The organism is Xenorhabdus lircayensis (assembly GCF_016306625.1).
GTDB lineage: Bacteria > Pseudomonadota > Gammaproteobacteria > Enterobacterales > Enterobacteriaceae > Xenorhabdus > Xenorhabdus lircayensis.
Window position 1 is genome coordinate 1 of the sequence record NZ_JACOII010000046.1, and the last position, 19,167, is coordinate 19,167.

The window sequence follows — 19,167 nt, forward strand, 5'->3', positions numbered from 1 at the left end:
CTGATTTGTGGCAATAACGGCAATAGACGTCAACTTTGACCATGCTTCATCCTTAAAAAGCCGGAAGCATATCACAGTAACTAACCATTTAATACATGACCGAATCTCAGGCCTCAATGAACTATCCACTGGTAGGATGTTTCTACCAGTGTGTCTGCACTTGCCTCTTCTATGGCGGTTCAGGCAGGGGAGGCTTCGGCCTCGCCGGTGGATAGTTCCCGGTACCTGAGAATCCCTGTCTTGAATCGCCACCATTCAATAATCAAAAGAAGGGGAAGCAGGTATGACTATGACTCACACTCAGAAAGACTGGCACCCAGCCGAAATTATTTGTGCATTACGCAAACGTGGTACAACACTCGCCGCCGTCTCCCGCGAAGCCGGACTAAGCTCTTCAACTCTCGCCAACACCCTGTCCCGCGCCTGGCCAAAAGGGGAATGGATCATTGCGAATTACCTCGACGTTCATCCCTCTGAAATCTGGCCGAGCCGTTATTTTGACCAATATGGTCAGTTGATTGAACGTACCGTGCGCAAAGCGGTTTCAGCAGAATCTTCAGAGCAATAAGCGATAACGTTTTTATTTCCTAAAAGGCAGTTTCAGTTGTTGATTGAATAAATCCTGTTATTTCCTGCACAGTCAAGGGCATTTTATTGTCGGGCAGGAATAACAGGAATGAGAATAACCGTATTAATGGGTGTATTGGTCACTATCCTGACGGGTTGTCATGCCCCGTCCAAGCAACCGCCTCAATGTACTCCCGAGACCATTTCAGCAACGCAGCTCACGCGCAATATTCAGCCCGTCTCACCCGATATTTATCAACAAACATCGGAAGTTGTCCGTCACGGTCGTTATCTGCTGGTCAGCACCGATCCGACAGAGGCACAGCGTGACCTTCTTTCCCAATTGGTTGATGTTCGTATCTCTGTTTCCCAGAAACCTACGGTTGGCGATGCCATGCGTTATGTGTTGCGTCATTCAGGCTATACCTTGTGTTCGCCTGAAAAAACCAATGACATTTTATATCGCCAGCCGCTGCCGTCGGTACACACTCAGTCAGGTTCTGTCCGGCTGCGCACGGCGTTGCAGTTTATGGCAGGCCCGGCCTGGCAACTGGAGGTGGATGAGGTGCAACGTGAGGTTTGTCACCATTTGCGGCCGGGTTATCAGCTTCCACAACCTCAGCAGGGAAAGCAGCCATGAGATTGCATCAAATCGGTCTGGTAACGTGGATAGTGCTCAGCAGTCCGGCATGGGCAGAAACACTGGCACCCTTAACCTCGCAGCAAACCCATGTTGTGGAAAGCCAGAAGCAAACGTTGAAAACACAGGCTGAGCAATGGGGATTGAATACGGATGAATACCAGCGTTATCAGCATATTATGGAAGGGCCAAGAGGTATCCAGTCGCCGGGACTCGATCCGCTGACAGCATTGGGTATTGAAGCCGAAAATGATGCCGAACGCCGCCGTTATGCTGAGCAGTGGGTCAAAGCGGAATTTGCCCGCACTGAAAAAGAACTGCGTTTTCAGCGGGAAGTGGATGCAGCCTGGCAGCGATTATTTCCGGATATGTTGCCGGTCAATATGGAGAAATCCGGTGAGGCAAAGGGGCGTCTGGCGTTGTTTGTCAAAATCAACGATTGCCCGCCGTGTGATGCCCGCTTAGCGGAAGTTCTGGCATTGATGCAACCGGTTGACATCTATCTGGTCGACAGCAAGGGCAATGACGACACACTACGGCAGTGGGCCAAAAAACACCGCATCCCCGTTGAACGGGTGCGCAACCGGCAAGTCACCCTGAATCATGATGCAGGGTACTGGTTCCGGTTTGGGCAGGGCATCATGCCGGTCTTATTGCGACAGGGAGAGCAGGGATGGCATATCACGTCATGATAATGAAACGGCTGAGCGTATTTCCCGTTATCGGCCTGTTATGGATAAGTGCATGCCATGCTGAACTGAATGTGATTGCCGATTTAGGCGGCAAAGATGCCTCGCCTTTTTATGAAAGCATTAATGCTGAGCAAAGCGATGCGTCTTTGTCATCGGTACAGCATTTTTCGCCCAAGATGGCAGGGGAAGCCGCAATGTTGCCTGTCAAAACACCGGAACTGACGCCGGGAAAAGTAGCAAGCAGACCACTGCAATTGCCGGGGATTGGCGCCCTGTTTCTGATTGGGGATGATCCGGACTCACGCCAGTGGTTAAGCCAGAATGCGGGCACATTGACGAAACTGCATGCTGTGGGTCTGGTGGTCAATGTCAGTGAAATGGCGGGTTTGCAGTTACTGCGGGCATCAGCGCCGGATTTATTGTTATCGCCTGCTTCCAGCACCGAGCTGGCTCGTCGATTGCAACTGCAACATTATCCGGTGTTGATCACGGAAACTCAACTTTCCCAACAGTTGTCACCATGAGCCGCCGTTATGTGGTTGAAGCCCTGCTGCGCCCGGCCGTCGAGCTGAATACGGCGCTGGTCTCCGCCGTTGCCGCGTTTGTCTGTATCCGGGCACCCTGGGCCATCGCACTGGCACCTTCCGTCAGCTATGTGATGGCCGGTGGTTTTACTGTATTAGCGATGATACGCACATGGCAGGGTATTCAGGTCATCCGTTATCGCAGAAATCTGCGCCGCCTGCCGCGTTACCAGATGAGTACCAGGCACATTCCTGTCAGTCACCGGCAGTTGTTTCTGGGCCGTGGATTTCGCTGGCAGCAGAAGCATACCCAGCGTTTACAGGATACGCGCCGACCGGAGGTCGAACGATTTGTGCAACCTGCCCGGCTCTATCAGTTTGCCCGCGCACTGGAGCGCCGAACTGAATACCGTTGGCCGACATTATCTGCGCTATTACGCAAAGACTCGCCATTTAATCCGGTACGCCCGCTGCCGCCTGTGGGTGGCAATCCTGCTATCCACGGTATTGAGCCACAGGAGGCCGATGTTTTTATGGATCTGCGCGAGCGGGTCGGGCATACGCTGGTGATGGGTACCACACGGGTGGGGAAAACCCGGCTGGCTGAACTGCTGATAACGCAGGATATCCGGCGCGGTGAAGTGGTGATCGTCTTTGATCCCAAAGGCGACGCCGATTTGTTAAGGCGCATCTGGGCAGAAGCGCACCGCGCGGGTCGCGGCAATGAACTCTCCCTCTTTCATCTGGGCTGGCCGGAAATATCTGCCCGCTATAACGCCGTCGGGCGGTTTGGCCGGGTGTCCGAAGTGGCTTCCCGTCTGGCCGGTCAGCTCAGCGGCGAAGGCAACAGCGCCGCGTTCCGTGAATTTGCCTGGCGGTTTGTCAATATTGTTGCCCGTGCTTTGGTGGCGCTGGGGCACCGGCCGGATTACCAGCTTATCACCCGTTACGTCAATAATATCAGCGAACTGTATCAACGCTATGCCACCCGAATGATGGAGGAAAGACAGCCGGATCTGCTGGCGCAAATCAATCATTCCCTCAGCAAACTGAAAGAAAAAGACATTCCGCGCAATATGCAGGGGCAACCCGATGCCCTCCGGCTCTGGGCGATGGAAATGACGCTGAGTTCTGACGCAGGCAAACAACTCTATGACCCGATTCTGGATGGTCTGCGTTCTGCCGTGCGTTATGACCGCACCTATTTTGATAAAATTGTCGCCTCCCTGTTGCCGTTGCTGGAAAAACTGACCACCGGCAAAATTGCGGAATTGTTATCGCCGGATTATCTCAATATGACTGACCTGCGGCCCATCTTCGATTGGGAACAAGTGATCCGTAAGAACGGGATTGTCTATATCGGGCTGGATGCGCTGTCTGACAGTGATGTGGCCTCAGCCGTGGGCAACAGCATGTTTGCAGATTTGGTCAGTGTCGCCGGGCAGATTTACAAATATGGCATGAACGCTGGATTACCGGTACGTTATGATGGCAAACTGGCGATTAACCTGCATTGTGACGAATTCAATGAACTGATGGGCGATGAATTTATTCCGCTGATCAACAAAGGTGGCGGCGCGGGCATGCAGGTGACGGCATATACCCAGACCTCCTCTGATATCGAGGCCCGTATCGGCAGCCCGGCCAAAACGGCGCAGGTGATAGGTAACTTCAACACTTTGATTATGTTGCGTGTGCGCGATAACCGGACGGCGGAGTTGCTCACCAGTCAGTTACCTGAAGTGGAAATCTACAGCAAGACCCTGGTATCGGGGCATTCAGATATTGCCGATGTTGAACAAGGACAGGATTTCACTTCTTCCACACAGGACAGGGTAGGCACCGTCAAAACGCCGCTTGTCACTCCCGCTGAAATGATTAACCTGCCGAAAGGGCAGGCGTTCGCGCTGCTGGAAGGCGGGCAACTGTGGAAAATCCGCATGCCTTTGCCCACGGGGGATGAGGATGATGCCCTGATGCCGGCCAGTTTGCAGAAAATCGCCGAACAGATGCGCAGGCACTACCGCACCAGTGAAAACTGGTGGGAAGAGAAGGGATAGTTTCCGGTCATGGCACAGTCAGAAAATCAATCCCGCCCATCTTCCCAACCGCCCCGTAAGCATGGACTGTTGTATCGTCTGTTATGGGAATGGCCGTGGCAACTCATTGGGTTTATGGTGATGTCCTGGCTATTCAGCCTGTTACTGGAATATCTCGGTATGGCTTTTTTCTGGCCGGAACAGGGTGCCACTCACAGTCAGAATATGATGAAAACGGAGCTGCAATTTTTATCCACTGAATTTACCCGAAGCCTGTTGCTGTCAGAACCCTCACAAACCGTTTCGGCAGGGTTGGCGCAAGCCTATCAATGGCTGTTTGTGGACAGTGGTTTTATCAACTGGATTCAGGGACAATCGCACTATCAGCTCCATAGTCGCAATGATTTTATGCGTGAATTTAATGTGGTATTACAGGGTATATCGGGTCATTTGCGTGAGTATTGGCTGGCAACGATGTTTATCACGATGGTGACTCTGATCCGGCTGGCAATTTTGTTGTTATCTGTCCCCTTGTTTGTGATGGTGGTGTTAGTTGCAGTGATAGACGGGTTGGGGCGGCGCGATTTACGGCGTTATGGGGCAGGATATGAATCCAGTTTTGTTTATCACCATGCCAAACGAGGAATTAAACCGGCCTGCACCATTCCCTGTGTGTTGTATTTATCGTGGCCGGATGTGGTGTATCCCACGGTGATATTGTTGCCTGCGGCGATAGTGCTGGGCATGGCGATTGTGATAACAACCTCCATGTTTAAGAAATATTTATAAGTGCGACGTGAGGATTTATTTCAATTATTAAACAATGAGTTATGTTTATTTGAAATAAGTTATAAGCTTCACCAGTTATTGTCAAACATTTGATGTCAGAATGAAGATTGACCTGTTGTACGACCAACAGTAGCCCAAGAGGACAGGCATTGCGGGTAACGGTTTTGTCTGAAGCTCCTTCGGAAAGTAGCCACCGTCAGGTGTGATCACCTCTGTGAGGAGGTGATTGCGATCCTCGAAGCAGCATCGGGGTGAGGCGCAAGGCTGACTGGTAGGGATAATGTAAGTGAACTGCTGATAAACATCGTTAATTTTGATGTGCCAAAGCTGCTGTCAGGCACTGACCAAAACGGTATGTGGCTGGCTGCTCTTGTTTATAGTGGGAGCACGTCGTCGTCAAAGCCACCGGTGGACAGGCAGATCCTAACCCAGTCGTGTAACTGGTGAGGAACACGGTAAGCCCGTATCGTTGCCCCCGGGGGCAGGCGGACCGTAAGGAATGCTATTGACGGTGCGGGTAAAGGAGGATGGAGAAAGCGAAGGTCTGGCCGTAATCGCCAGAATACGGGTTGAAACATCACCTGACACGAAAGTGAGCCCACTTCCATCGGGTCTTTAATCGCATGAAATTTGTAACACTCTGACGATAACGGAGGAAAGCAGCATGGTAGCGCACTCGGCAACATCAGTGTCTGCGCTTTCCCACGGTTTACTAGACTGGCACGATATTGATTGGTGCCATGTTGAACAAACGGTGAGAGCACTACAGATCCGGATTGCGAAAGCGTGTAAGGCCAATAACTGGCGCAAGGTGAAAGCGTTGCAACGGATGTTGGTTCGCTCCCGAACCGCCAAGTTACTGGCGGTTCGGCGGGTGACAGAAAATCGCGGCAAACGAACCCCCGGCGTTGACGGAAAATTATGGTCAACACCGGAAGCGAAGTGGAAAGCAGCCCAGACGTTAAAACGCCGGGGCTATCAAGCCTGTCCTCTTCGTCGGGTTTTCATCCCAAAATCAAATGGTAAACATCGTCCTCTGGGCATCCCCACCCTGAAAGATCGCGCCATGCAGGCGCTGTATCTGCTGGCATTGTCACCTGTTGCAGAAACAACAGGTGATCCAAACAGCTATGGCTTCAGGGCAGAACGCTCAACGGCAGACGCAATGGCACAATTATTTTGCTGCCTGTCGAAAAAGCGTTCTCCCCAATGGGTATTGGAAGCGGATATTAAAGGGTGTTTTGATCACATCAATCATGAGTGGCTGCTCAGTCATATCCCTATGGATAAGGATGTGCTGCGCAACTGGTTGAAATCAGGTGTTGTGCATCAGGGGAGCCTGGCAGCAACAGAGGAAGGAACCCCGCAGGGTGGGATTATTTCCCCAACACTGGCTAATATGACTCTTGATGGATTAGAAATCTTGCTTAAAAAGCATATCGGCAAGGAACGCGCCCGGATAAACAAGATCAATGTTGTGCGGTATGCAGACGACTTTGTGATCACTTGCAGTTCGAAAGAGACGCTGGAAGAACGGGTTAAACCCTGGATTGAAGGCTTTTTGTCCGAGCGGGGATTGATGTTGTCTGAGGAAAAAACACATATCACACATATAGATACGGGTTTTGATTTTCTGGGGTGGAATTTTCGCAAATACGGCGGAAAGCTTCTTATCAAACCCGCCAAAAAGAATGTGCAAGCATTCTGTCGAAAAGTGAAAGAGACAATCACGGCCAATCGAGCGGCGAAGCAGGCGAACCTCATCCGCATGCTCAATCGCCTCCTGAAAGGCTGGGCGCAGTACCATCAACCCGTGGTGGCCAAATCGACGCTTCATAAAGTGAATGCACAGATCTGGTTTATGCTCTGGCAATGGGCCAGACGGCGACATCAGAAGAAAGGAGTCCAATGGGTGAAAGCTCGCTATTTTCACACCGTGGGCAACCGGGACTGGGTCTTCGCCTCTGACGCAGAGGGTGGAACAAGGGAAGGGGTACTGTATGATATCTCAAGTATCCCGATACGGCGCCATTTAAAGGTGAAGGGGCAGTACAATCCATTTGATCCGGCATGGGAACAAGAGGGTGAAATGTTGCGGACGAAACGGATGATGAATAAGCTCCGGTATCGTCGGCAAATATTCATTCTTTATCGCGAACAGCAGGGACGTTGTGCGTTGTGTAAAATGCCAATCACTCAAGAAACAGGCTGGCAGGAACATAATCGGGTTCCCCGCCATCGGGGCGGCAGAGATGTAGCCGGAAATAGAGTATTACTTCATCCTTCCTGCCATCATGAGGTTCATGAGCGCGAACTTTCGGTCAACAAGCTGGCCTGCTAAGCAGGTTTATAAAGGCTTGAGCCGTATGCGGTGAAAGTCGCACGTACGGTTCTTAGAGGGCGGGTGCGTAGTAATACGTGCTCGCTACTCGACGACGCTGACACTGAAGTGCAAAACGCTTTTTGTTTTGTACTTCAGTGTCAGCAGACAAGCCGCATAGCGGCGCGTCAGAAATGACTCTTATTAATATCAATTAATATCAATTAATATCAATTAATATTATAAAAATAAGTAAAGGTAGTGGCAGTAAAAATATAATTAGCTCACTGTATATTGATTTATATGTAAGCCATTATGTTTAGTAAAAAATGCACTTAGACTAGATTTTTTCAACTAACTCACTAATGGCGATTCGAACTTTATCAAGATTTACTTTATTTACCTGAATTGATTTCCCATTAACTGAAAGTTTTCCTGGTTTCATTTCTGAAAAAGGGCAACCCCTAGCAAATGCAACAACTCCTGTTGTTTGGAAATCTCTAACACTAATAATTCCTTCATGGGGTTTGTTAAAGGAAAAATATCTTTGATGATTTTGAATGGCTGTATTTAAATCATCATTTATCCCTGTTAGTACTGCTTGGTATGCAGATGCATCACCCATATATTGAGTAATTCTGTTTCTTACAACCAAATGAATTTTAGGTAAAGATCTACCAGCTTCATTCATGAGGTAAGAAAATGTAAATTCTGAATAAATAGGGGATGGAAGGTTTATGCCGTAGATGAGTGATAGGGCATTCTGTAAAGCTCTACGTGATGAGTCATCAGCCATTACTGGAACAATAATATATTCTGATGTGGCTAATGCTATTTGTGTATACATAGCAAAGCTTGGGTTGGTATCAATAAATACATCGTCATAATAATTATTATTTTTGTTTAGTAAATCTTTCAACCAATCAATGACTGCTAACCATGAATTTATTCCCGGCAATTTAGTATTAGCTAATGTATTCATTGCTATTGTCTGCAATTCAACTAATGGGTCACCGCAAATTAAATCAACATTGTCAGGAATGTTACTATTTACTGATGATGGTTTTAGAGTGTAATCGCTTGGTTCGAAATTGGATGGAGAATATGGAGATGAAAGTCGATTATCGAAGTATCCACCAATACTTTTCCTTGGTGTATTTGCATGAGCTACCAGTAGTTGATTATTTCCATTGTTTTCTTGACCACCAAGAAATAATTCAGAGATATTTGCTTGTGGACATAAGTCAACGGCCAGTATTTTTTTATCTGGGTGTTTTTTTGCAAAACTACAGATAGCCTGAAATGCTAAGCTTGTTTTTCCTGTGCCACCTTTGTTATTCCAAAATGAATATATAGACATAAATATTTTCCTTTTAGTTATTTATCATTAAGATAATGGGATAATTAGATTAATGCAATAAACGCAATATGTGGTTGGTGTGAACTTCAATGAGCGTCATCCATTCAAACCAGTCACAGGTCTGGCAGATCCAGCTTTCTCCCTTCGGATCGAAATAGTAGTGATGATGTGAAATATCTTCATAATACCCTACAAACGGCTGATCGATACGATGTAGCCGAATAGTAGCCGCTTGCTCCTTAGACGCAGGAAAAAACACGCAGCCGATCTCTGCAAACATTTCGATATCATCCTGTTGCGCGCCACAGTGATCGCAATAGTTTATCCGGTGCTGCTTTCGCAGCCGTTGGTTGACAGCTTTACGCAGAGTGTGGTTAAAGCCGGGAAGTACGTTACGCACGAGAGTGGAAATATCGGCGATATAAAATAAAAACGCTGGGCTGCCCTGCTCTGTGTAGCCATCATCATTATTTTCCAGAATTTTATGCTCGCCTAGCAGCATAAATGCCGTCGGGTCAACACTGTTATCGATATACCAGATTTTGGGGGCGCATCCCAACGCGCACCCAGTTTCCGTGTCTTTTCGTATTCATCATTAGGCACATTTAAATCATTCCTCAACTTATGATTTTCTTCATTGTTAAATTATTAACTCAATAATTTAGTCAGACGATTTAGCTAATTCTCATCAAAGCATAAAGAGTTTATTGCTGATCTGACCTTAAAAACCTCGCATCCTCGACATTCTGAATTTCATGACGAGGTGCGTGTTGATGCGTGGTAGTTTTTCCCTGTTCCGTTCTGCCTGTCTGCTGGGGCTGACCCTATTGTGTGTGCCGCTTGCGCAGGCAGCCGAGAAAGATGAATTGGCCAGTGCCAAAAATCTGATTGAGCAGGTACAAATAGCACTGGAACGCGCAAACATTGCCGAAAAGCAGGTTGATGCCCCAACCCTCCCTCGCTACTACTTTGATTACGCCCGTATCAGTGCCGATCTCAACACCATCAAAACCGGCATCGATCACTACCTGACGCCCTCCCGTGGCCAGCCAGGCGAGCCTGCACCGTTATCCGATCAATACCGTCAGGAACGCCCACAATGACCCCCACCCAGCGCAATGCCTTTGAAGCGGCTTCAGGACACTTTGATATTCATTTTCTGTATCTGGTGTGCGTCGGTTTTTTCTTCGCGACCTTGTTTCTTTGGGCGGCCTGGGCGGCGGTGGATGTCTGGAACGGTTGGGCAAATGAAAAAGTGCGTAATCAGACCATCAGCCAGTTTGCCCTGCGAACGGCCCTCTTACTGGTGATATCGGTCTGGATGTTTGCCAGTTAACACAATGAACACAGTAAAAAAGGAACCGCGTAAATATGAATCCAATATTAACTGCCTGCCGTCGTCTCAGTGCGAACCTGATGACTCGAATCAGCACTGTGTTTTTGTTGTTCGGCCTTGCCTGCGAATCCTCCTGGGCTGATTTACCTGCGATCGAACCGCCGAAAAGTGGCGGTGGGGGCGGGTTATTGGGACAAGTGAAGGGTTATGCACAGGATGGCATTGTGATTGGGGGCTTAATCCTCTCGGCTGTGGCGTTTTTTAAAGTCGCCTCTGCCGCCGTGGAAACCTTCTCCGAAGTGCGTGACGGCAAAGCGACCTGGACACAGTTTGGCTCCATTATCGTGGTCGGCGTGGTGCTGCTGGTTGCAGTGATCTGGCTGCTGGCAAAGTCGGCCGGCATTATTTTTTAAGGTGCCGCTTATGCAGACGATCCCGTTCTTACCTGATCGCTTAAACGCTGAGCCGGTGGTATTTCGCGGCTTCACCACCCCGGAGATGGGACTGGCGGCATTAGCCGGAGTAGGCGGTGGGCTGATGGTAAGCCTGCCCCTCATCCCGTTAGTGGGTTGGGTCATGATACCCACGGGCATGCTGGTCACGCCTTTGCTGCTGGTGAGCTTTGGCGGGCGCTGGCTCGCGCAGCTTAAGCGCGGCAAACCGGAAAATTATCTTTGGCAGAAACTGGAAGAAAAAAAACGTCGGCTGGGTATTGGTGATCCGGCACTGATTATTGCGGCTCAGGGCTGGTCGCTACGGCGCAGCAGGAGCAAGCGATGAGTCGGTTTCGCCATGCACTGAAAAACCGTGACCAGCATATTCTGACTTTGCGGCTCGCCTGCGGGGTGCTGGTTCTGGTCTTGTTGATCACGCTGACTGGCTGGATGACGGCACCGCGCAATCTCACCATTCATAATCCGCCGGATTTACGCAGTGGCAGCACCCGGGCTTGGTGGGAGGTCCCCGCGCCAAGTGTCTACAGTTTTGCGTTTTATATTTTCCAGCAACTGAATGCCTGGCCGAAAAACGGGGCACAGGATTATCCGGCCAAAATTGTGGCCTTATCGCCCTATCTGACGCCTACCTGTCAGGATTTTCTGCGGGAGGATGCCAAAACCCGGGCTGACAGTGGTGAACTGCTCGATCGGGTGCGGGTGGTATACGAAATACCCGGTCGGGGCTATGAGACGAACAGTGTGACGGTACACAATCAGGATAACTGGAGGGTGCGGCTGGATTTGGTGGCCGATGAGTATTACCACGCTGAATCCGTCAAACGGGCGCTGGTGCGCTATCCCCTGAAAGTGGTGCGCTGGGAGGGGGATGCCGAGCGTAATCCGTTTGGACTGGCGCTGGATTGCTACGATGGAATGCCACAACGACTGGAAGCCATGCCGCCACCTGTGGAAGAGAAAAAGGGGATGTTTCAATGAAAAGATTGCCTTCTCTCTGTGCTTGTTTGGGGCTGATGCTGTTGTTCAGTTTTGGGGCGAATGCAGATGAATTGCTGAAATGGGAACGCATTCCGTTATCAGTGACGCTGAAAGTGGGTCAGGAACGGATTATTTTTGCTGACCGGAATATGCGTGTCGGCATGCTCCCGTCACTCAGTAATAAACTGCGGGTGCAAAGCGCCGGCGGGGCGGTTTATCTGAAAGCCAGCCAATCATTTTCGTCGACCCGTCTGCAATTACAGGACAGTGAAAACGGCGAAATTATCTTGCTGGATATCCGTACCGCCAAAACGGCTCCAACCGAGCCGATACGCATTATTTATCCGGATGAAAAATCCTCCGTGTCAGCCGAAAAATCCCCTTCGCAGAGCAAAACCAGATTATCTGCGCCCGTGCCGGTGGTGTTGACTCGCTATGCCGCGCAGCAGCTGTATGCGCCGCTGCGCACCCTTGAGCCGGTTGCTGGCATTCATCCGGTCAACCTGCACTTACCTTCGATAATCACGACACTCTACCCCTCAGCGCCGATTGACATAACCCCATTGGCAGGTTGGGCGGTGAACCGTTATTCCGTTGTGGCGCTGAAATTGCGCAATACCGCCAAACGCACTCTCACACTCGATCCGCGCACCTTGCAGGGGCAGTTTGTGGCTGCGACGTTTCAGCATCGCTGGCTGGGGGCAGCCGGCACACCGGAAGATACGACGGTGCTGTATCTTGTCACTCAGGGTCAGCCGGATAACGCCTTTATTCCTGAGCCGACAGTCGTGAAATCGGGAGCCCTTCATGCAGATTAAATCTAACAGCTTGGTCAAGGTACTGGTGCCGGCGGTGCTGATGGTCGGCGGGTTTATCGGCATCAAAAGTTGCAGTTCAACAGACACGGTTGCGCCCGCGACACCGCCCAATAATGCCCTGGCCTCGCTGTCCCCGGAGGAGCTACAGGCACTGGGTATCGGCGGCGATACACCGGAAGATACCCTGCGAACGCTGGTCGGCACACTCAATAAAGTGCGGGCAGAGCAACAACGGTTAAGCCGGCAGAATGCCGATATCCTGAAAGAAAATGACCAGTTAAAAAACCAGCATCACGATGTGGCCGGTCAGATAGATGCCGCCGTTGCCACCCTTCGGCAGGCTGATGAACAGCGTCAGCGCGAATTACAGGATGAGCAGCAGGGGTTACTGGCACAGATTGATTTGCTGACTGAGCGACTGAATTCAACCCCGCTGTCTGCGCCCGACAGTCCGGTACCGCTGGGCGCGGGAATCGATCCCTATTCAGCGAATACAGCCACCGGGCAGGGTGATTTTATCTGGATAACACCCGCCGATGAAAAACCGACAGATATGCAAAGTATCGGCAATGGCAACGCAACGGCACGCTTCCCGACCTCATTTTTAAGTGAACAGCCTGTAGCCGGGCAAAATCAATCTCAGCCTGTTTCGCTTCAGAACCCCTCAAAGGAAGAAAACGAAAAACCGGTCTATACCCTGCCGGAAAATGCCACGTTAGTGGGCAGTCAGGCCATGACTGCGTTGTTAGGTCGTGTCCCCGTCAATGGCACGGTAACCGACCCTTATCCGTTCAAAATTTTGATCGGCAAAGACAACCTGACGGCTAACGGTATTGAGCTGCCGGAGGTGGAAGGGGCGGTGGTGTCCGGTTCGGCCAGTGGGGACTGGACGCTTTCCTGCGTGCGTGGTCAGGTCAATTCCATCACCTTTGTGTTTCAGGATGGCTCCGTGCGTACCCTGCCGGGCAGCGGGCAAAAAACTAACAATATCGGCTGGCTGTCGGATGAAAACGGCATTCCTTGTATCAGCGGTGAGCGTAAATCTAACGCCGGCACCTATCTGCCAACGCTGTTTGCCCTTTCAGCCATGAATTCGGCGGGGGAGGCCGTCAATGAAAGCCAGCAGACTGCTCAAACCAATGGCAGCGGTGGACTTACTACCGCGTTAACCGGCAATGCCGGCCAGGCGGCGCTGGGCAAGGCGATGTCTGGGGGCATGAAGGACATGAGCGAGTGGCTGAAACAACGTTACAGTCAGACGTTTGATGCGGTTTATGTGCCGCCGGGTGCCCGTGTTGTGGTGCATATCACCCAAAACCTGGCCATTGATTACGAAACGACAGGCCGTAAAGTACGCTATGGCGTGAGTGAACCTGCCCAATATCATCAGGAAGCCTTAGATTAATGGAAACCACTTCTTCTCAATGGCTGTTTTGTGCCAGCCAGCCTTATTGCCTGCAAATCACCATGACACCGGGTTCTGAACCCGCGCCCGTTCAGCTTTATTGGCGGTCTGTGCGTAAAAAAGCGAGCCGGTTATATCTCGGTGCCGGTCAGGAAAGCCGGGAACTGGGCGATGGCGATTTTGCGGTTTTCCGCCTGACAGAAACTCAGTGGCAGTCAGCGATTGACGGTCAGGCTGAGAGAGAGCCTGAGCAGTGGGAGCCTTTGCCTTTTACCTTATCAGAGCTGGCAGTCCATCCGGAGTTTGCCACCTTTGACTTCCTTGGTATGACGGAGACGGGTGCATGCGAAAAATAAACGGTGTCTGGGTCGTGTGTCTGGCAGGATTGCTGGCCGGTTGTTCGACGTCGAAAGACGATTTGCTGCCTGCCGGAGAACAAACCGTACTGGCAATGTGGCAGGAGAACAAAGCAGCTCAGGGGACAGCATCGGCAAGGCAAACACTGCGTAGGGCGTTAACCTCCGCCGAACGAAGCAGGGTATTAGAAGAACCTTATCACTACAGCCGCTCAGCCGCGCAGGAAATCAGCCAGCAATTTCCCCGCTTACCTAACCCCGATATGGTGATGTACGTTTATCCGCATCTGGTCGCCGGCAATACACCGATACCGGGCTACAGCACCGTATTTCCGTTTTACAGCCAAGTGCAGTATGCCCTGCCGGGTGAACGTACGGAGGCATTGTAATGGGAACTTTCAAAGCGCTGAACCGCCCCGGCAAGCTGCGTGAAGCCGATGAAAACACCGTTTATCAGGCCAATCCTTCGATTATTGATTATTTGCCCTGGGTGGAATATCTGGAAAAAGAGCGGTGTCTGTTGCTGGATGACGGGATTTCCGTCGGTGCAGTCTACCACATTGAGCCCATCGCCACCGAAGGCCGCCCGGCTGAGCGTCTGATTGAAATCCGGGATCAACTGGAAGATGCGATTCAGGACAGTCTGGAAGAAGATGATATTTCGCCGTGGGTGGTGCAGTTCTTTTGTCAGGATGACGATGATCCTGCTGACTATCTCAACACCTTGCAGGGCTATGTGAAACCGTGGGCGCAGGATACCACCTTTACTGACGCTTTTCTGGCAGAATCGGCACGTCACCTGCACAGTATTGCCCGGCCTGACGGCATATTTCAGGACAGTCTGATCACCGGGCAGCCTTGGCGGGGGCAACAGCGTCAGACCCGAATGGTGGTGTACCGCTGGTTACCTGCGCACAAATCGCAGAGATATACTCTTGCCTTATCTTCCGTGGCGACTCTGAATCAGGTGTGTGAACGGCTGGTCTCGTCACTGGCCGCCGCCGGTGTGATGGCTCGCCGCCAGAATGGCGGGCAGATCCACAACTGGTTATTACGTCATTTTAATCCAGCCCCGGATTGGGAGATGACAAAAGCCGATTTTTACCGGGCTGTCAGTTATGAAACGCCCACCCAATCGGAGCTCCCCCTCAACACCGATTTTGCCGAAAGTCTGTGGTTTACCCCGCCGGTGTCTGATCCTGAGGCGGGCGTCTGGTGGTTTGACGGCCTGCCGCACAAAGCGGTGCCGGTCGAGCGTCTGCGCCGTTCGCCGGAGCCGGGTACGCTGACCGGCGAAGTGAAACGGGGTGACAATATCAATACCCTGATGGATATGATGCCGGAAGGCACCGTGGTTTCGCTGACGATTGTGGCGCAGGCACAGGACAGGTTGGAAGAAGACTTTACCCGGCTGGCGAAAAATGCCGTGGGGGAAAACACCGAATCACTGCGTGTCCGGCAGGATGTGCAGGAAGTCAAAGCACTGCTGGGGCGACGGCATAAATTGTACCGCAGTGCGCTCACTTTTCTGGTGCGCGGCAAGGATGTTTCTGATCTGAATCATCGGGTGCACCAACTCTCTTCCACCCTGTTGACGGCAGGATTACAGCCTGTCCGACCGGAATTCAGTGTTTCCCCGCTGAATGCCTATTTACGGGCACTGCCGATGTGCTTTAATCCGCAGAAGGACAAAAAACACTGGTACAGCCGTTTGACCTGGGTACAGCATCTGGCCGGATTACTGCCGGTCACGGGGCGCTCGACCGGCACCAGGCATCCGGGGTTCAGTTTCTTTAACCGGGGCGGAGCACCGCTGACCTTCGATCCGATGAACAAACAGGATCGTACCCAGAATGCCCATTTGCTGTTATTTGGCCCGACCGGTGCCGGTAAATCCGCTACGCTATGCGCCTCACTCATCCAGCTGATGGCCATACACCGGCCGCGTTTGTTTATCGTGGAGGCGGGCAACAGTTTTGGTCTGCTGGCCGATTACTACGAAAGTCTGGGGCTGACGGTCAATAAAATCGGCATCAAACCGGGCTGCGGCGTCAGCCTGGCGCTGTTTGCCGATGCACATCAGTTGTTGCAACTCAGTCCTCAGCAATTGCGCATTCATGAAACCGACATTCCTGATACGGACGAGCAACCGGAAGAGGAAGGGAATGAGCAGCGTGATATTCTGGGCGAGATGGAAATTGCTGCCCGGCTGATGATCACCGGCGGTGAAAAAAGAGAAGAAGAACGGCTGACCCGCTCTGATCGGGGGCTTATCCGTGAAGCCATTATGCAGGCGGCTCAGACCAGCTTTGAGGAGTCTCGCCAGATGGTGGCGTCAGACTTACAGAACGCACTGTATGCCATTGCTCGCAATCATCAACAGGATGAACACGGCCAGCCGTTAATCACAGCCCACCGACGGGCACGGGCGGATGAAATGGCCAGCGCCATGTCGATGTTTACCCAGGGATTTGAGGGAGAACTTTTTAACCGATCCGGCATGCCATGGCCGGAAGTGGATGTCACCCTGATTGATTTGGGCACACTGGCACGGGAGAACTACTCGGCTCAAATGGCACTGGCAATGGTCTCGTTGATAAACAAAGTCAATAACCTTGCGGAACGGGATCAATATCAGGATCGCGAACTGCAACTGGTTATTGACGAAGGGCATATCACCACCACAAATCCGTTGTTATCACCGTATATGACCAAAGTGGTGAAAATGTGGCGTAAACTGGGTGCCTGGCTGTGGCTAGCGACTCAAAACCTGGCGGATTACCCCGATACCGCTGAAAAGATGCTAAATATGGCTGAATGGTGGTTGTGTCTCACCATGCCACCGGATGAAGTGGAGCAAATCGCCCGGTTTAAGAAACTGACCGAAGAGCAGAAAGCGGTACTGCTTTCAGCCAGTAAGCTACCCCGTTGTTATACCGAAGGGGTGGTGCTGGCGAAGAAAATCGAGGCCTTGTTTCGGGTGGTGCCGCCGAGCCTCTATCTGGCACTGGGGATGACGGAAAAAGAAGAAAAAGCGGAACGACGGGCGTTGATGCGGGAGCATCAGTGTAGTGAACTGGAATCTGCAAAGTTGGTGGCCAGAAAAATGGATATGGTACGAGGCTTGTGATAAGTGAGGTAATTGTGTTGCGAAGCAAATATAGCACGTAGTTGAATTCGCGAGAAACGTGTTTTTGGCTGGAAAAAGCAAAAGCCTTTTTATACCAGAACGCATTCAAATCACCGCAAAGAAAATCATCTAAAAACAATACATTGGATGCGTGTTATGAAAGATTTAATTCTTAAGAACCTTTATATGAAGGAGCTGTAGACTATATTGGTCATCTAGGTCAGCTCCATAAATTCACCTGATTAGTAAATTAATATTACTTTTGAAGATAAATACAATCATTTGGTAGGATAAATCGTTTTAATCCCCATAAAAACAATGCTGCTGGAATTATATTTGCGTAATATACAGCACTAAAAATATATTTTCCTAACAATGAAAATATCATGAAAAGTATTAATGACAGGATGAATGTAATAATAGTCCCCTTTATGCGAGGAGCTTTACCTTGCTTTTTATGAAAGCCCTGTTTTTCTAAAATTGGAAAATAGAATTTTATGAATTTATTTTTTTCATCTAAAGATTTAAATTCAGGAATGGACACTCCCGGATAACAAGGGAGCTCAATTGATACGCTTTTACTTGGTGCTTCAGAAGACACTTCACCAACTTCCGAAGGAAATATAATTGAGAAGCTATCCATGGATTCAAGATAGCCTTCAGTTATAGTTTTTTTATCAATTTCATCAATGTATTTATTGATTTCACTCTCTGTTATTTTATTAAAAATAATATCTTTATATATTATTAAAAACAAAGGTTTTCCATCTTCTGTTGTCTCACTTAAATGGAATTTAGTAATATGATTTTGCATAAAAACTCCTGTCATATGAATCAATTAAAAGCGATTTTACGGCAACTTGAGAGTAAAAAAAAGCTCACATACCCGCCTTGAAATTGTTTTCTGACGTTCCTCACATCATTTTTTCATCGTGAAGATGGCTCATGCTCATAAACACGTCACATAAGCTCACATTTTTAGGCACAAAGGCGCTGACATTGTATTTTTGCGATCGAAAAAGAAAAGAATAAAGGTCGCGTCCATTCTCAAGTTTTCTTGTTTTATCGAGTAATTCAAATTTCTTGTGAATTTCCGTGACCACTGTTTTATGTATTTCACATTTAACCAAATCCTCTCTCCGATAGGGACTTTTAGCATCACCATAGTACAAGTTACGAAGATAAAGGATATTCTCCTCTCCGTCTTCATATACGGAGGCGGTGACTAAGGGCATAATTTCATCCGTGATTTCTTTTTTAATACGGGTGAAAAAATCATGAATGCACTGATGCAATTGAGGTGTGCATTTTCCTTGAGGCTTAGGCCGTTTTATTTCTTTATAAGTGGACTGTTCCTCCGACATTTTTAGCATATCCGCCATGATCTTTTTAAATTCTTTCGGGCATTGGGTCTGTTTGACTTCTGCATGCACACAGCAACCATAATGGCGTGAGTTGTAATCATAATTATATTTTCTGATAGTCAGAATATAGATTCCGGGCTGAGGTTCGCCCCCTTTAATTTCGGTGGATTCATAGGCGAATTTGAAGTAAATTCCATTTTTTTGTTATAGCCAACAAGATTACCGGCATCAGCAAAATCCGGAACAGTACATCCTTGATCGCAATAAAAGGGCGTGTTTCCATTGAGCATAAGAAACCAACCTTTCGGAAAGGTTATTGCATTTTGCATTGGGTCTATCATATGTTTGTTTTCTTTTACAAGTTGTGGTTCGAATGCATATAATGCGATTGTTT

Annotated in this window: 23 protein-coding genes; 17 read left to right on the forward strand and 6 right to left on the reverse strand. The window is 49.7% G+C overall.

The window, feature by feature from the left end:
• Positions 1-283: 283 nt before the first annotated feature.
• From H8A87_RS13670 to H8A87_RS13695, 6 genes are all read left to right on the forward strand, one after another.
• The gene (locus H8A87_RS13670; RefSeq protein WP_013185134.1) at positions 284-568 is read left to right on the forward strand and encodes a helix-turn-helix domain-containing protein; all 285 of its coding nucleotides are present in this window, start codon (positions 284-286) and stop codon (positions 566-568) included.
• Positions 569-676: 108 nt separating this feature from the next.
• Positions 677-1,207 (forward strand): PFGI-1 class ICE element type IV pilus protein PilL2, encoded by a 531-nt coding sequence (gene pilL2, locus H8A87_RS13675; RefSeq protein WP_198690509.1) that lies wholly within the window; start codon positions 677-679, stop codon positions 1,205-1,207.
• On the forward strand, positions 1,204-1,899 hold the full coding sequence (locus tag H8A87_RS13680) for a TIGR03759 family integrating conjugative element protein (protein WP_198690510.1): 696 nt from the start codon (positions 1,204-1,206) through the stop codon (positions 1,897-1,899). Before pilL2 ends, H8A87_RS13680 begins: the two co-directional genes overlap by 4 nt.
• Positions 1,881-2,423 (forward strand): integrating conjugative element protein, encoded by a 543-nt coding sequence (locus H8A87_RS13685; RefSeq protein WP_198690511.1) that lies wholly within the window; start codon positions 1,881-1,883, stop codon positions 2,421-2,423. Before H8A87_RS13680 ends, H8A87_RS13685 begins: the two co-directional genes overlap by 19 nt.
• Positions 2,420-4,483 carry a type IV conjugative transfer system coupling protein TraD gene (gene traD / locus H8A87_RS13690; RefSeq protein WP_198690512.1) on the forward strand — a complete coding sequence of 688 codons (2,064 nt, stop codon included), beginning with the start codon at positions 2,420-2,422 and terminating at the stop codon, positions 4,481-4,483. Before H8A87_RS13685 ends, traD begins: the two co-directional genes overlap by 4 nt.
• Before the next feature lie 9 nt (positions 4,484-4,492).
• Positions 4,493-5,251, forward strand: a complete 759-nt coding sequence (locus tag H8A87_RS13695; RefSeq protein WP_198690513.1) for a TIGR03747 family integrating conjugative element membrane protein — start codon at positions 4,493-4,495, stop codon at positions 5,249-5,251.
• A gap of 423 nt (positions 5,252-5,674) precedes the next feature.
• On the opposite strand, the gene H8A87_RS13700 is transcribed toward H8A87_RS13695, so the two are convergent.
• A complete protein-coding gene (locus tag H8A87_RS13700; protein ID WP_198690514.1) occupies positions 5,675-5,839 on the reverse strand; it encodes a hypothetical protein in 165 nt (54 codons plus the stop codon).
• Positions 5,840-5,915: 76 nt separating this feature from the next.
• On the opposite strand from H8A87_RS13700, the gene ltrA reads away from it, so the two are divergent.
• Positions 5,916-7,592 carry a group II intron reverse transcriptase/maturase gene (ltrA, locus tag H8A87_RS13705; RefSeq protein ID WP_198690515.1) on the forward strand — a complete coding sequence of 559 codons (1,677 nt, stop codon included), beginning with the start codon at positions 5,916-5,918 and terminating at the stop codon, positions 7,590-7,592.
• Between the two features lie 319 nt (positions 7,593-7,911).
• Here ltrA and H8A87_RS13710 read toward each other — a convergent pair whose 3' ends face one another.
• Positions 7,912-8,931, reverse strand: a complete 1,020-nt coding sequence (locus tag H8A87_RS13710) for a ParA family protein (RefSeq protein WP_198690516.1) — start codon at positions 8,929-8,931, stop codon at positions 7,912-7,914.
• 49 nt (positions 8,932-8,980) lie between these two features.
• Positions 8,981-9,490, reverse strand: coding sequence for a hypothetical protein (locus tag H8A87_RS13715; protein ID WP_232370252.1), 510 nt, complete (start codon positions 9,488-9,490; stop codon positions 8,981-8,983).
• A gap of 214 nt (positions 9,491-9,704) precedes the next feature.
• On the opposite strand from H8A87_RS13715, the gene H8A87_RS13720 reads away from it, so the two are divergent.
• The 10 genes from H8A87_RS13720 to H8A87_RS13765 are packed head-to-tail and all read left to right on the forward strand — an operon-like array spanning position 9,705 to position 17,409.
• Entirely contained in the window at positions 9,705-10,034 is a 330-nt protein-coding gene (locus H8A87_RS13720; RefSeq protein WP_198690517.1) for an integrative conjugative element protein, RAQPRD family, read from the forward strand.
• The gene (locus tag H8A87_RS13725; RefSeq protein ID WP_198690518.1) at positions 10,031-10,267 is read left to right on the forward strand and encodes a TIGR03758 family integrating conjugative element protein; all 237 of its coding nucleotides are present in this window, start codon (positions 10,031-10,033) and stop codon (positions 10,265-10,267) included. The genes H8A87_RS13720 and H8A87_RS13725 overlap by 4 nt, the downstream gene beginning before the upstream one ends.
• 35 nt (positions 10,268-10,302) lie before the next feature.
• Complete coding sequence (locus H8A87_RS13730; protein ID WP_198690519.1) at positions 10,303-10,680, forward strand: TIGR03745 family integrating conjugative element membrane protein; 378 nt, start codon at positions 10,303-10,305, stop codon at positions 10,678-10,680.
• A 10-nt stretch (positions 10,681-10,690) separates the two neighbouring features.
• Entirely contained in the window at positions 10,691-11,047 is a 357-nt protein-coding gene (locus tag H8A87_RS13735; protein ID WP_198690520.1) for a TIGR03750 family conjugal transfer protein, read from the forward strand.
• Complete coding sequence (locus tag H8A87_RS13740) at positions 11,044-11,700, forward strand: PFL_4703 family integrating conjugative element protein (RefSeq protein WP_198690521.1); 657 nt, start codon at positions 11,044-11,046, stop codon at positions 11,698-11,700. Before H8A87_RS13735 ends, H8A87_RS13740 begins: the two co-directional genes overlap by 4 nt.
• Positions 11,697-12,518: a TIGR03749 family integrating conjugative element protein gene (locus tag H8A87_RS13745; protein WP_198690522.1), complete on the forward strand. Its 822-nt coding sequence runs from the start codon at positions 11,697-11,699 to the stop codon at positions 12,516-12,518. The genes H8A87_RS13740 and H8A87_RS13745 overlap by 4 nt, the downstream gene beginning before the upstream one ends.
• On the forward strand, positions 12,508-13,923 hold the full coding sequence (locus tag H8A87_RS13750; RefSeq protein ID WP_198690523.1) for a TIGR03752 family integrating conjugative element protein: 1,416 nt from the start codon (positions 12,508-12,510) through the stop codon (positions 13,921-13,923). Before H8A87_RS13745 ends, H8A87_RS13750 begins: the two co-directional genes overlap by 11 nt.
• Positions 13,923-14,279: a hypothetical protein gene (locus H8A87_RS13755; protein ID WP_198690524.1), complete on the forward strand. Its 357-nt coding sequence runs from the start codon at positions 13,923-13,925 to the stop codon at positions 14,277-14,279. The genes H8A87_RS13750 and H8A87_RS13755 overlap by 1 nt, the downstream gene beginning before the upstream one ends.
• On the forward strand, positions 14,267-14,668 hold the full coding sequence (locus H8A87_RS13760; RefSeq protein ID WP_198690525.1) for a TIGR03751 family conjugal transfer lipoprotein: 402 nt from the start codon (positions 14,267-14,269) through the stop codon (positions 14,666-14,668). Before H8A87_RS13755 ends, H8A87_RS13760 begins: the two co-directional genes overlap by 13 nt.
• Positions 14,668-17,409 (forward strand): conjugative transfer ATPase, encoded by a 2,742-nt coding sequence (locus H8A87_RS13765; RefSeq protein WP_198690526.1) that lies wholly within the window; start codon positions 14,668-14,670, stop codon positions 17,407-17,409. Before H8A87_RS13760 ends, H8A87_RS13765 begins: the two co-directional genes overlap by 1 nt.
• Before the next feature lie 256 nt (positions 17,410-17,665).
• Here H8A87_RS13765 and H8A87_RS13770 read toward each other — a convergent pair whose 3' ends face one another.
• The 3 genes from H8A87_RS13770 to H8A87_RS19935 form a co-directional block, all read right to left on the reverse strand.
• A complete protein-coding gene (locus H8A87_RS13770) occupies positions 17,666-18,223 on the reverse strand; it encodes a hypothetical protein (RefSeq protein ID WP_198690527.1) in 558 nt (185 codons plus the stop codon).
• Between the two features lie 100 nt (positions 18,224-18,323).
• On the reverse strand, positions 18,324-18,842 hold the full coding sequence (locus H8A87_RS19930) for a hypothetical protein (RefSeq protein ID WP_332460372.1): 519 nt from the start codon (positions 18,840-18,842) through the stop codon (positions 18,324-18,326).
• A 50-nt stretch (positions 18,843-18,892) separates the two neighbouring features.
• Positions 18,893-19,114, reverse strand: coding sequence for a hypothetical protein (locus H8A87_RS19935; RefSeq protein ID WP_232370253.1), 222 nt, complete (start codon positions 19,112-19,114; stop codon positions 18,893-18,895).
• Positions 19,115-19,167 lie beyond the last annotated feature (53 nt).

Coding starts and splice junctions, on each gene's coding strand:
- H8A87_RS13710 (WP_198690516.1), bottom strand. CDS start 8,931: ATGTCTATATATTCATTTTGGAATAACAAAGGTGGCACAGGAAAAACA.
- H8A87_RS13735 (WP_198690520.1), top strand. CDS start 10,691: ATGCAGACGATCCCGTTCTTACCTGATCGCTTAAACGCTGAGCCGGTG.
- H8A87_RS13685 (WP_198690511.1), top strand. CDS start 1,881: ATGGCATATCACGTCATGATAATGAAACGGCTGAGCGTATTTCCCGTT.
- H8A87_RS13730 (WP_198690519.1), top strand. CDS start 10,303: ATGAATCCAATATTAACTGCCTGCCGTCGTCTCAGTGCGAACCTGATG.
- H8A87_RS13770 (WP_198690527.1), bottom strand. CDS start 18,223: ATGCAAAATCATATTACTAAATTCCATTTAAGTGAGACAACAGAAGAT.
- H8A87_RS13750 (WP_198690523.1), top strand. CDS start 12,508: ATGCAGATTAAATCTAACAGCTTGGTCAAGGTACTGGTGCCGGCGGTG.
- H8A87_RS19935 (WP_232370253.1), bottom strand. CDS start 19,114: ATGATAGACCCAATGCAAAATGCAATAACCTTTCCGAAAGGTTGGTTT.
- H8A87_RS13765 (WP_198690526.1), top strand. CDS start 14,668: ATGGGAACTTTCAAAGCGCTGAACCGCCCCGGCAAGCTGCGTGAAGCC.
- H8A87_RS13745 (WP_198690522.1), top strand. CDS start 11,697: ATGAAAAGATTGCCTTCTCTCTGTGCTTGTTTGGGGCTGATGCTGTTG.
- ltrA (WP_198690515.1), top strand. CDS start 5,916: ATGGTAGCGCACTCGGCAACATCAGTGTCTGCGCTTTCCCACGGTTTA.
- H8A87_RS13740 (WP_198690521.1), top strand. CDS start 11,044: ATGAGTCGGTTTCGCCATGCACTGAAAAACCGTGACCAGCATATTCTG.
- H8A87_RS13760 (WP_198690525.1), top strand. CDS start 14,267: ATGCGAAAAATAAACGGTGTCTGGGTCGTGTGTCTGGCAGGATTGCTG.
- H8A87_RS13755 (WP_198690524.1), top strand. CDS start 13,923: ATGGAAACCACTTCTTCTCAATGGCTGTTTTGTGCCAGCCAGCCTTAT.
- H8A87_RS13725 (WP_198690518.1), top strand. CDS start 10,031: ATGACCCCCACCCAGCGCAATGCCTTTGAAGCGGCTTCAGGACACTTT.
- traD (WP_198690512.1), top strand. CDS start 2,420: ATGAGCCGCCGTTATGTGGTTGAAGCCCTGCTGCGCCCGGCCGTCGAG.
- H8A87_RS13695 (WP_198690513.1), top strand. CDS start 4,493: ATGGCACAGTCAGAAAATCAATCCCGCCCATCTTCCCAACCGCCCCGT.
- H8A87_RS13680 (WP_198690510.1), top strand. CDS start 1,204: ATGAGATTGCATCAAATCGGTCTGGTAACGTGGATAGTGCTCAGCAGT.
- H8A87_RS13720 (WP_198690517.1), top strand. CDS start 9,705: ATGCGTGGTAGTTTTTCCCTGTTCCGTTCTGCCTGTCTGCTGGGGCTG.
- H8A87_RS13670 (WP_013185134.1), top strand. CDS start 284: ATGACTATGACTCACACTCAGAAAGACTGGCACCCAGCCGAAATTATT.
- pilL2 (WP_198690509.1), top strand. CDS start 677: ATGAGAATAACCGTATTAATGGGTGTATTGGTCACTATCCTGACGGGT.